Annotated in this window: 12 protein-coding genes; 4 read left to right on the top strand and 8 right to left on the bottom strand. The window is 73.3% G+C overall.

Annotated elements, in window-relative coordinates:
• The first annotated feature begins 45 nt into the window (after window positions 1–45).
• A complete protein-coding gene (locus ACI6PP_RS11260) occupies window positions 46–531 on the top strand; it encodes a DUF2505 domain-containing protein (protein WP_421111674.1) in 486 nt (161 codons plus the stop codon).
• A 12-nt stretch (window positions 532–543) separates the two neighbouring features.
• Here the strand turns inward: ACI6PP_RS11260 and ACI6PP_RS11255 are convergent, their stop codons facing one another.
• The 6 genes from ACI6PP_RS11255 to ACI6PP_RS11230 are packed head-to-tail and all read right to left on the bottom strand — an operon-like array spanning window position 544 to window position 6,409.
• Entirely contained in the window at window positions 544–1,107 is a 564-nt protein-coding gene (locus ACI6PP_RS11255; protein WP_421111673.1) for a carboxymuconolactone decarboxylase family protein, read from the bottom strand.
• Between the two features lies 1 nt (window position 1,108).
• Window positions 1,109–2,737, bottom strand: coding sequence for an L-glutamate gamma-semialdehyde dehydrogenase (gene pruA / locus ACI6PP_RS11250; RefSeq protein ID WP_421111672.1), 1,629 nt, complete (start codon window positions 2,735–2,737; stop codon window positions 1,109–1,111).
• 43 nt (window positions 2,738–2,780) lie between these two features.
• On the bottom strand, window positions 2,781–3,089 hold the full coding sequence (locus tag ACI6PP_RS11245) for a hypothetical protein (protein WP_421111671.1): 309 nt from the start codon (window positions 3,087–3,089) through the stop codon (window positions 2,781–2,783).
• Window positions 3,086–4,495: a WS/DGAT/MGAT family O-acyltransferase gene (locus ACI6PP_RS11240; protein WP_421111670.1), complete on the bottom strand. Its 1,410-nt coding sequence runs from the start codon at window positions 4,493–4,495 to the stop codon at window positions 3,086–3,088. The genes ACI6PP_RS11245 and ACI6PP_RS11240 overlap by 4 nt, the downstream gene beginning before the upstream one ends.
• Window positions 4,496–4,499: 4 nt before the next feature.
• Window positions 4,500–5,729, bottom strand: a complete 1,230-nt coding sequence (locus tag ACI6PP_RS11235) for a CpaE/TadZ family protein (RefSeq protein ID WP_421111669.1) — start codon at window positions 5,727–5,729, stop codon at window positions 4,500–4,502.
• Window positions 5,726–6,409: a hypothetical protein gene (locus ACI6PP_RS11230; protein WP_421111668.1), complete on the bottom strand. Its 684-nt coding sequence runs from the start codon at window positions 6,407–6,409 to the stop codon at window positions 5,726–5,728. The genes ACI6PP_RS11235 and ACI6PP_RS11230 overlap by 4 nt, the downstream gene beginning before the upstream one ends.
• A 99-nt stretch (window positions 6,410–6,508) precedes the next feature.
• On the opposite strand from ACI6PP_RS11230, the gene ACI6PP_RS11225 reads away from it, so the two are divergent.
• Window positions 6,509–6,739, top strand: coding sequence for a helix-turn-helix domain-containing protein (locus ACI6PP_RS11225; protein ID WP_421111667.1), 231 nt, complete (start codon window positions 6,509–6,511; stop codon window positions 6,737–6,739).
• A gap of 249 nt (window positions 6,740–6,988) precedes the next feature.
• On the opposite strand, the gene ACI6PP_RS11220 is transcribed toward ACI6PP_RS11225, so the two are convergent.
• Window positions 6,989–7,513 carry a hypothetical protein gene (locus ACI6PP_RS11220; protein ID WP_421111666.1) on the bottom strand — a complete coding sequence of 175 codons (525 nt, stop codon included), beginning with the start codon at window positions 7,511–7,513 and terminating at the stop codon, window positions 6,989–6,991.
• A 150-nt stretch (window positions 7,514–7,663) separates the two neighbouring features.
• On the opposite strand from ACI6PP_RS11220, the gene ACI6PP_RS11215 reads away from it, so the two are divergent.
• Window positions 7,664–8,296 carry a LysM peptidoglycan-binding domain-containing protein gene (locus ACI6PP_RS11215; RefSeq protein WP_421111665.1) on the top strand — a complete coding sequence of 211 codons (633 nt, stop codon included), beginning with the start codon at window positions 7,664–7,666 and terminating at the stop codon, window positions 8,294–8,296.
• Window positions 8,293–8,811 (top strand): Rv3235 family protein, encoded by a 519-nt coding sequence (locus tag ACI6PP_RS11210; RefSeq protein WP_421111664.1) that lies wholly within the window; start codon window positions 8,293–8,295, stop codon window positions 8,809–8,811. The genes ACI6PP_RS11215 and ACI6PP_RS11210 overlap by 4 nt, the downstream gene beginning before the upstream one ends.
• 13 nt (window positions 8,812–8,824) lie before the next feature.
• On the opposite strand, the gene secA is transcribed toward ACI6PP_RS11210, so the two are convergent.
• Window positions 8,825–10,877, bottom strand: a 2,053-nt coding sequence (gene secA, locus ACI6PP_RS11205; protein ID WP_421111663.1) for a preprotein translocase subunit SecA, incomplete at its 5' end; no start/stop codon positions are given.

Raw genomic sequence — 10,877 nt, 5'->3', positions numbered from 1 at the left:
ACGCCGTTGTGCGACGGCACGACACTAACGCCCTAGTCTGTCGCCATGAAGATCGAGGAGACCGTGACGTACCCGGGCGCCACGCCGGAGGCCGTGTTCGCGCTGATCAGCGACGAGGGGTTCCGCACCGACGTGTGCGACCAGATGAACGCCACCCGCCGCGAGGTCACCGTGACCTCCAAGGGCGAGGCCGTGACCGTCACGATCTCGCGCACCATCCCCGCCGCGCTCCCCGACGCGCTCAAGAAGATCGTCGGCGACACCGTCAGCGTCGACCAGGTCGAGACCTGGGACGCCCCCGACGCCGGCGGCGACCGCACCGGCCGCGTCACCGTCGACATCAAGGGTCAGCCGGCCAGCATGAAGGGCACGACCACCCTCGCCGCCAAGGGCGACGACACCGTGCTCACGGTCGTCGGCGACGTCAGCGTCAAGATCCCCTTCATCGGCAAGAAGGTCGAGCCCGAGGTCGCCAAGGCGATCGTGCAGGCGCTCCGCCTCGAGTGCCGCGAGGGCAACAAGCGCCTCTGACGAACCCGCCGGTCAGGCGTCGTCGACCCTGAAGACCCTCAGCTGCAGGGCGAGCATCCGGTAGTAGCCGACGACCGTCGTCAGCTCGAAGACGGTGCGCTCACCCAGCACGCCCGCGACCTGCACCCAGGTGTGCTCGTCGACGTCGCCGTCGAGCAGCGACCGGACGAGGGTGAGCGCGGCGGTCTCGTGGTCGTCGAGGCCGGCCGGGTCGGACTCGTCGGCGAGGGCCTGGAGCTGGGCGTCGTCCAGCCCGATCGTGCGGCCGACGGCCTCGTGGGCCTGCCGCTCGAACGCGCACCGCTCGCGCGCGGCCACCGCGAGGATCGCGATCTCGCGCACGCGGTCGGTGAGGCCGGAGCCGAACCGCACCGCCGCGCCGAGCTCCTGCAGCGCGTGCCCGACGGGCGGCGACAGCAGGAAGGCGTCGAACGGGCCCCGCAGGGAGCCGTCGTCGTCGGTGAGCGGGAACGCCTGAGGGCCCTGGGCCCGGCGCCCGCCCGCGACGGCCTCGTAGACGCGGCGTTGCGCGTCGTCGAGGTCGACGGGACGGTGCGGCTCGAGTCGGCGGGACACGTCAGCCCATGTGGGGGTACGTGTAGTCGGTCGGCGCGTCGAACGTCTCCTTGATCGAGCGCGTGGAGCTCCAGCGCTGGAGGTTCTGCATCGCGCCGGCCTTGTCGTTGGTGCCCGAGCCGCGCGCGCCGCCGAAGGGCTGCTGGCCGACGACGGCGCCCGTGGGCTTGTCGTTGACGTAGAAGTTGCCGGCGGCGTAGCGCAGGCGGTGCATCGCGTCGCGGATGGCGTACCGGTCGGTGGCGATGATCGCGCCGGTGAGGGCGTAGGGCGCGATGCCCTCCATCTGGTCGAGCACCTTGTCGTAGTCGGCGTCGGCGTAGACGTGCACCGCCAGGATGGGGCCGAAGTACTCGGTGGTGAAGACCTCGTCGGTGGGGTCGGAGCACTCGAGCACGGTGGGCCGCACGAAGTAGCCCTCGGAGTCGTCGGCGGTGCCGCCCGCGACGACCGTGATGCTCTTGGTGCGCTTGGCGCGGGTGAGCGCGGCGTCGTGCTTGGCGAACGCGCGGTCGTCGATGACGGCACCCATGAAGTTCGACAGGTCGGTGACCGGCCCCTGCGCGATGCCGTCGGTGATGGCGGCGAGGTCCTTCTTGATCACGTTCCACAGGCTGCGCGGGACGTACGCGCGCGACGACGCCGAGCACTTCTGGCCCTGGTACTCGAACGAACCGCGGATCATCGCGGTGCGCAGGACGTCGGGGTCGGCGCTCGGGTGCGCGACGATGAAGTCCTTGCCGCCGGTCTCGCCGACCAGGCGCGGGTAGGTGCGGTAGCCGGCGATGTTGGCGCCGACCTCGGACCACAGCTGCTGGAAGACGGGCGTGGACCCGGTGAAGTGGATGCCCGCGAGGTCGGGGTCCTTGAGCACCACCTGCGAGACGGCCTGGCCGTCGCCGGTGACGAGGTTGATGACGCCCGGCGGCAGGCCGGCGGCCTCGAGCAGCCGCATCGTGAAGTACGCGGCGAACGTCTGCGTGGGCGCGGGCTTCCAGACCACCGTGTTTCCCATCAGCGCCGGGGCGCTGGGCAGGTTGCCGGCGATGGCGGTGAAGTTGAAGGGGGTGATCGCGTAGACGAAGCCCTCGAGCGGGCGGTGGTCCATCCGGTTCCAGACGCCCTTCGAGTTCGCGATCGGCTGGTCCTCGATCAGCTGGCGCCCGAAGCCCACGTTGAAGCGCCAGAAGTCGATCAGCTCGCAGGCGGAGTCGATCTCGGCCTGCACGACCGTCTTGGACTGGCCCAGCATCGTGGCCGCGTTGAGCGTGGCGCGCCACGGGCCGCTGAGCAGCTCGGCGGCCTTGAGGAAGACGGCGGCACGCTCGTCGTAGGGCAGGTCGCGCCACGCGGGGGCGGCGGCCTTGGCCGCGGCGACCGCGCGGCGGGCGTCGCCCTGCGTCGCGTTCTTCAGCGTGCCCAGCACGTGCGCGTGCGCGTGGGGCTGGACGACCTTGATCTTCCTGCCGCCGCCGAGGTCCTGCTCGCCGCCGATGGTCTGCGTGAGGTCGAGGGGCGTCGAGGCGAGCTCGACGAGCGCCTTCTCGATCTCGGCGCGCTCGGCGCTGCCGGGGGCGTAGGTCAGGACGGGCTCGTTGACCGGGGCGGGGACGACGGTGCGTGCTTCCATGCCTCCCACCCTGCCATCTCGGCCCGACAGGGCCAAAGTGCACCTACAGCAGCAGATCGAGCTCTTGGGCGGCGTACCAGGCGAGGTCCTCGCCCACGAGGAACGAGGCGATCCTCGTCAGGGGGACGTCCTCGGCGGGGTCCTCGGCGTCGTCGAGGTCGGCGGCGACGACGAGCGCCTCGCCGTGCTCGTCCTCGGCCCACGCGGCGGCCGAGGACGCGGCGTCGTCCTCGTCCTCCTCGTCGTCGCTCACCGCCACGAAGGCGACGGTGCCCTCACGCCGCAGGACCCCGTCGGACCGCAGCGCGCGCAGGTGCTCGCGGGTGACGGCGAGGTAGGCGCGGGTGCTCACGACTTCTTCGCCGGGCGCTTGCGGCCGCGCGGTGCGCGCTGGCGCGACGGGCTGGTGCTCTCGACCAGCTCCTCGAGGGCCTCGGTGATGCACTGCCCGAGGACGTCGGCGTCGGGGATCGCCTGGCGGTCGGCGACGAGGCCGAAGTAGACGCCGCCGTCGTAGGACGTGACGCCGATCGACAGCAGACGGTCGTGGGTGAGCGGCAGCGCGGGGTACGTCTCGGCGACGCGCGCGCCCGCCATGTACATCGGCTCCTGGGGCCCGGGCACGTTGGTGATGACGAGCTGGAACGGACGTCCGAACGCGGAGTCGGCGACGCGGGCGCCGACCGCGTGGAAGGTCGTGGGCGCGAAGCCGGGCAGCCCGGCGAGGGTGTTGGCCGCGACGGCGACACCGGTCTCGCGGTGCGCCTTGAGCGCGTACGACACCTGGTGGAGCCGGACGACGGGGTTGCTCTCGCCGACGGGCAGCGTGAGCAGGTGACCACGGACCTTGCTGCCGAGCGAGGTGGGCGCGCCGTCGGGCGACACCACCGACATCGGCACCATCGCGCGCAGGCGCATCGTCTCGGCCACGGGCTCGGCGCGGGTGAGCAGCCACGCCCGCACGGCGCTCGCGATCGTGGCGAGGATGACGTCGTTGACGGTGCCACCGTGCGCGTCGCGGACCCGGCGGTAGTCGTCGAGCCGGGTCGCGACGGTGACGAACCGCCGGTGCTGGCTCAGCTCGCCGGTGAGCAGGTGGTCGTGGTCGGGCCGCGGCGGGCCGAGCACGGGGAGCAGCGACGCGACGCGCGCCAGCGCCGCGCCGGCCAGACCGACCACCTGCGTGGGGTGGGCGGCGAGGTCGGCCATCGCGTCGGCGACGAGCGTGACCGGGCTCGGGGCGACGCGCGGGCTCCAGCCGTCGGGCGGGACCTCGCGGTCGCGGGTGGTCTCCTCCAGCAGCACCTGGGCGAGGTCGACCGTCTCGGACCCGTCGACGAGCGCCTGGTGCGACTTGATGAGCAGCGCGACGCGTCCGCCCTCGAGGCCCTCGACGAGGTACGCCTCCCACAGCGGCTTGTCGAGGTCGAGGCGGCGCGAGATGAGCCGCGAGACGAGGTCGCGGAGCGACTCGGTGGTGCCGGGGCTGGGCAGGGCCGAGCGTCGGACGTGGAAGGTGAGGTCGAAGTCCTCGTCGTCGACCCACACCGGTGCGCCGACGCCGCCGGGCACGCTCATCACCCGCTGGCGGTAGCGCGGCACCAGGGCGATGCGCTCGGAGATGACCCGCACGAGCCGGTCGTAGTCGAAGCCGTCGGGCCCCGGCTCGAGCACGGCGAGCGTGGTGACCTGGCGCGGCGTCGTGCGGGTCTCCTCGCTCAGGAAGGTGGCATCGAGCGGATTGAGGCGAGCGGGCACGGGGTCAGGCTAACGGGCGTCGTCGGCGCCGGCTGCGCGTGCGGCCGGGTAGGGGCCCGTCGCGGACGACGACCTGGCGGGTGAGCTCGGCGAGGTCGCGACGCAGCGGGGCGTCCGGGGCGCACTCGACCAGGGCCTGGCCGTGCACCCAGGCGCGGTCGACGGCCGCGCGGTCGTCGCGCAGGAACGCCGACGGGGCGACGCCGGTGAAGCGCTCGATCGAGCGCGAGACCTCGTCGGTGTCCCAGCCCAGCGAGTCGCGGACACGGTTGACGACGACGAGCGGCGCCCGTGCCGGGACGACCTCGCGCAGGTCGTGCAGGCCACGGGTGAGCCTGGCGAGCCCGAGCGGGTCGGCCGAGCCGACGGCGACCACCGTGTCGGCCCGGTCGAGCGCGGCGAGCGCCGTCGCGGTGCGTCGCGGGGCGGCCGACCCGAGCTCGTCGTCGCCGCCGTCGAGGTCGAAGCCGACGTCGACCACGACGAGGGCGGCGGTCGTCCGGGCCACCTCCAGCACCGCGTCGAACGCGGCCGGGCGCAGCGCGGGCCAGCGGTCGGCGCGCGGCAGCCCGGTGAGGACGGTGAGCCCCGGCACGACCTCCCGCGAGTGGGACGCGAGGCCGGCGGCGTCGAGACCTCCCGCGTTGGCGGCGCGTGCGGCGGCGAGCAGCCCGCTCACCTCGTCCAGCATCGCGAGCATGGGCGCCACCGCCCCGCCGTGGACGTCGGCGTCGACCAGCAGCGTCGGGATGCCCAGGTGCGCCGCCTCGCTGGCCAGCCCGACCGCGACGGTGCTCCGGCCCGGCGCACCCGTGGGCCCCCAGACGGTCACGACCCGTCCGTGGCCGGGCTCGGCACCGGGCGCAGGCGGCTCGTCCGCACCGGCGCGGGCGTCCTCGACCACCCGGGGCAGGTCGACGACGTCGTCGACGCCCACCACGGCGGCGACCCCGAGCGCCGTGGCGCGGGCCGCGTCGACCTGGTCGCGGGTGGGCGCGACCACCACCGGCACCGCACCGCTCTCGCGGAGCCGGCGGACGACGTCGACGTCGAGGCCGGGCAGGCGCATCGACAGCAGGGCGACGTCGGCCCGGCCGCTGGCCGCGGTGGCGACGACGTCGGCGACGTCGACGCACCGGCGCGCGAGGTGCAGGCCCGGCACCTGCTGGACGTCCTGGGCGACGGTGGACTCCCACGGCTCGTCGGCGGCCGCGAGCAGGACCGCGAGGCTCATGCGCCCGGCACGCGCACGAGGGTCACGCGCGCGCCGCCCACCGCACCCACGACGTCCTCCAGGGCGGCGTCGTCGACGGCGACCAGGACCGTGGTGGAGGTGGCGTCGCCCAGCGCACCGCCGTCACCGCCCACGTCGAGCACGCGGACGGCCGTCGCCACGCGTCGCGCGCCGGGTGCGTCGGTCGCCCCGGCCTGCGCGCCGTCCTGGGGCGTGACCCAGACGTCGACGGTGTCGCCGGTGGCGAGGTCGTCGGGCAGGGCACCCCGCTCGACGCGCAGCGGCACCTCGGCGTCGGCGGCATCGGCCTGGTCGGTGATCGCGCCCTCGGCGACGAGCTCGCCGCCGTCGAGCGAGCGCGACCAGACCCGGCCATCGAGGGCGTCGACGAACCGGTCGGACGCCGCCCCCTCGGCCACGACGTAGCGCGACCGGGTGTCGTCGTCGAGCCGGACGCGGACGGGCCGCAGCTGAGCGACGTCGGCGGCCTCGCCCGCGCGGACGTCGGACCGCGTGGCCCAGACCGCGACCGTGTCGTCGGCCGTGCTGACCAGCGTCGCCACGCCGGCCACCGAGGCGGCCACGATCACCAGGCCGACGAGGACCCGCGGGTCGCTCCACCGACGACGACGCAGCCGCGCCGCCCTGGGCGCCCCCGAGGGCGTCTCGTGAGAGGACATGGCGCACATCACACCGTGGCCGGGCCCATCCGTCCAGCGGTTCTCCACAGGTGGGCGTCGTGGACGCGGCCCGTCGGTCCCTGCTGGCACACTGGCCCCATGCCGTTGGGATCACAGCAGCCGCGGTTCCTGTCCGCGATCGAGGTCGCCGAGGTGCTCAGCGTCACCGAGCGCGTCGTCCTCGGCCTGCTCCGCACCGGAGAGCTGCGCGGCATCAAGATCGGCGGCCGCGGCATCTGGCGCGTCGAGGCCACCGAGCTCGAGGACTACATCCAGCGGCAGTACGCGGTGACGCGGCGGGAGTCGCAGGCGGAGTCGCCGTCCTCCTGAGCAGCGGTGCCCGCCGCTGGTCTGCTCGCGCGTCGTTCGGCAGCGAGGACGGCGGTGCGTCCCACTCTGCGAGACGTGCGGGCCCTGAGCGGTGCCGACCATGGCAAACGGTCGCGAACCGTGGGGAATTCACCACGGTTCGTGACCATCTGCCGTGGTTCGCAGACTCAGGTCCCGAGGTCGTCTCGCAGACCGAGACGCTGACCGCGGCGCCCCACCGCCGCCGTCCTCGGTGCGTCTTTCCACCACCTACCGCTGACACCGCACCGCGACGACCGCCCCGAACGGCACGATCTCCGTCCGGGAGCGATCCTCTGAGACGCGCAGCTCCACGAAGTCCTCCCCCACCCGCACGGGGAGGCCGTCGACGCGTGAGCCGTCGCGCCTGACCACCTGCACGACGGCGTGGTCGCGGACGAGCACGGTCCAGGCGTTGGTCCAGCCCATCCGGGCGGCAACCTCGCCGCCACGAGCGCGGGCCGCCGGGGAGGCCGGGGCGCCGACGACCCCGAGGACGGCGTCGAGCGCGACCACCCAGTCGACGGCACCGCCGGCACGGAGCAGCAGCCAGGTGCGGGCGACGGTGTCGACCTCGCCGTCCACGGAGCCGAGGCCGTCGACCCGCAGCGACACCCTCGACCCCACGCAGCGCTCGGCCCAGCCCACCTGCGACCAGGCGCTCCGGGTGCGCTCGGCGATCTCGGCGTCGCGCTCGCGCTGCTCCCACGCCTCGGCCGACGACTCGAGGTCGGCGAACAGCTCGTCCCACGCCACGACGGCAGGCTACGGCGCCCACAGGCGGCTGTCCGGGTCTTGACGTCGGCCGCCGAGCCGTCCAAGATCTCCACACGTTGCCAAACGTCGTCAAACGTAGCGAAACAACTCCGGAGGTGTCCGATGCGGTCCGTCGCTCGTCATCTCCCGGTGCCCGCCGTCGTGGTCGGCGCCGCGGTGCTCGCGACGTCCGCCCCGGCGCGCCTGGCCCGCCTGCACGACGCCGGGCCCGCCCTGACCGTCGAGACCGCGCTGGCCGACGTGGTCGTCCTCGCCGGCACGGCAGCCGCGGCCTACCTGGCCCTCACCTCGACGCTCGTCGTGCTCACCGCCCTGGTGGCGCCGCGGTCGCGGGCGCTGCGGATGGCGGTGCGCCTCACGCCGCGTCGCTGGCGGCGGATCGCGCTGACGGCCGCGGGGGTCGCCGTCCTGGTGGCCGGGGCGAGCCCGGCGGTGTCGGCGCAGGCCCCGTCCGCCGACGACCGGCGCCCCGACCTCAGCGGGCTGCGCCTTCCCGACCGGCCCGAGTCGCCCGCGCCCGTGCGCGCGTCGACGCCGACGACGACTACCACCACGTGGGTGGAGGTCCGCACCGGCGACTGCCTGTGGGACCTCGCCCGCCGCTCGCTGCCCGCGTCGGCCGGTGACGCCGACGTGGCCCGGTCGGTCGAGCGCTGGCACCGCGCCAACCGGGGCCGCATCGGCCCCGACCCCGACCTGTTGCTGCCGGGCACCCGCCTGCGTCAGCCCCGACCCGCACCCAACCCGGAGGCCCGGCCATGACCACGCTCGACATCCGCCGCCTGCCCGACCACCCGCGGCGCCACCGGCTCGCCGCGGACGACCAGTGGCAGCTGCCGCTCGAGGGGTGCCTGGCCGTCCAGCCCGAGTCGCACCCCTGCCCGCGTCCGGCGCTCGAGCTCGTCGAGCCGCCGGCGCCGAGCGACCACATGGAGGCCCGGGCGCTGGCGATCGTCCAGGTGCTCGTCGAGGTCGCGGGCGGGCACCGTCCGCTGTCGCAGCTGATCCGATGCACGACCCCGGAGGTGCACGACGAGATCGCGCGCCGCCTCGCGACCCTTGCCCGCGTGCGCACGAGCGGTCCCCGGCGCACCACGGCCACCCCTCGCTCGCGCGTCGCGTCGGTCCACGTCAGCCGGCCCGCCGGCTACGCGGCCGAGATCTCCGCGCGCATCGTCCAGGGTCCGCAGTCCCGCGCCCTCGCGCTCCGGCTCGAGCTGCGCGACGACCGCCGCGACGACGCACGCTGGACGTGCGTCGCCGTGGCGTGGGGCTGAATCCTGGGACCGGTCAGCGGTTCTTCTTCCTGCTGTTGCGCTGTGCCTTGGCCTTCTGGCGCGACCTGTTCTTGGCGTTGACCTGCTGCTGCACCTTGGTCGGTGCCTCCTCGACGCGGACCTCGGGCTCGCCGCCGACGTCGTCGCTCGGCGCCGAGTAGCTGAGCCGCTGCTGGCGCTCGCGCTCCAGGCCCTTGGCGGTGATGTGCGGCGTGTGGTCGTGGCCCTCGTGGCCGGGCTCGTCCTCGACCTCGTCGTCGCTCTCGACCTGGACGTCGAGGTTGAACAGGAAGCCGACCGACTCCTCCTGGATGCCCTCCATCATGGAGTTGAACATGTCGTAGCCCTCGCGCTGGTACTCCACGAGCGGGTCGCGCTGGGAGTAGGCACGCAGGCCGATGCCCTCGCGGAGGTAGTCCATCTCGTAGAGGTGCTCGCGCCACTTGCGGTCGAGCACGCTGAGCACGACGCGACGCTCGAGCTCGCGGGTGACCTCCTCGCCCAGCTCGGCCTCGCGCTTGGCGTACGACGCGCGGGCGTCCTCGAGGACGGCGTCGGTGAGGATGTCGCGGGTCAGGCCGGTACGACCGCCGTGCTCCTCCTCGAGCGCCGCGGCGTCGAGCGACACCGGGTACAGGGTGCCGAGCGCGGTCCACAGCGCGTCGAGGTCCCACTCCTCGGGGAAGCCCTCGGTGGCGCCGGCGACGTAGGCGGTGACGACGCCGTCGATCATCTTGGAGACCCAGTCGCGCAGGTCCTCGCCCTCGAGCACGCGACGGCGCTCGGCGTAGACGACCTCGCGCTGACGGCTCATCACGTCGTCGTACTTGAGGATGTTCTTGCGGGTGTCGAAGTTCTGCGCCTCGACCTGCGACTGCGCGGACGCGATCGCGCCGGTGACGCGCTTGTTCTCGATGGGCACGTCGTCGGGGATCTTCATGGTCTGCAGGACCCAGTCGACCCAGTCGGACTTGAACAGGCGCATCAGCTCGTCCTCGAGGGACAGGTAGAAGCGCGTCTCGCCGGGGTCGCCCTGACGGCCCGAGCGGCCGCGGAGCTGGTTGTCGATGCGGCGCGACTCGTGGCGCTCGGTGCCGATGACCGCCAGGCCGCCCACCTCGCCGACGGCGTCGTGCTCGGCGGCGACCTGTCGCTCCATGTCCTCGACCGTGGCGGCCCAGGCCGCCTCGTACTCCTCGGACTGCTCGAGCGGGTCCAGGCCCTTCTTGCGCAGGGTGGCGTCGGCCAGGAACTCGACGTTGCCGCCGAGCATGATGTCGGTGCCTCGACCGGCCATGTTGGTGGCGACGGTGACGGCGCCCTTGTGGCCGGCCATGGCGACGATCGCGGCCTCGCGGTCGTGCTGCTTGGCGTTGAGCACCTCGTGGGCGATGCCGCGACGCTTGAGCAGCTTGGAGAGGCGCTCGCTCTTCTCGACGCTCGTCGTGCCGACGAGGACGGGCTGGCCGTCCTCGTGACGCTCGGCGATGTCGTCGACGACGGCCTCGAACTTGGCGTCCTCGGTGCGGTAGACCAGGTCGGGCTGGTCGACGCGGGCGACGGGACGGTTGGTCGGGATCGGCACGACGCCGAGCTTGTAGATCTTGTCGAACTCCGACGCCTCGGTGAGCGCGGTACCGGTCATGCCCGAGAGCTTGTCGTAGAGCCGGAAGTAGTTCTGGAGCGTGATCGTGGCGAGGGTCTGGTACTCCTCGCGGATCCGGACGCCCTCCTTGGCCTCGATCGCCTGGTGCAGGCCCTCGTTGTAGCGGCGTCCGTCCAGGATGCGGCCGGTGTGCTCGTCGACGATCAGCACCTCGCCGTCGATGACGACGTAGTCCTTGTCGTTCTTGAACAGCTCCTTGGCCTTGACGGCGTTGTTCAGGAAGCTGATCAGCGGGGTGTTGACCGAGTCGTAGAGGTTGTCGATGCCCAGGTGGTCCTCGACCTTGTCGATCGCGGGCTCGAGCACCGAGATGGTGCGCTTCTTCTCGTCGACCTCGTAGTGGACGTCGCGCTCCATCGGCTTGACCAGCCCGGAGAACACGCCGTACCACTTGACCTCG

The organism is Solicola agrisoli, from assembly GCF_049059935.1.
In the GTDB taxonomy this organism is placed as follows: Bacteria; Actinomycetota; Actinomycetes; order Propionibacteriales; family Nocardioidaceae; genus JAURVT01.
Note: the sequence above shows the minus strand (reverse complement) of the source record. Positions and strands in the feature narration are given on the sequence as shown.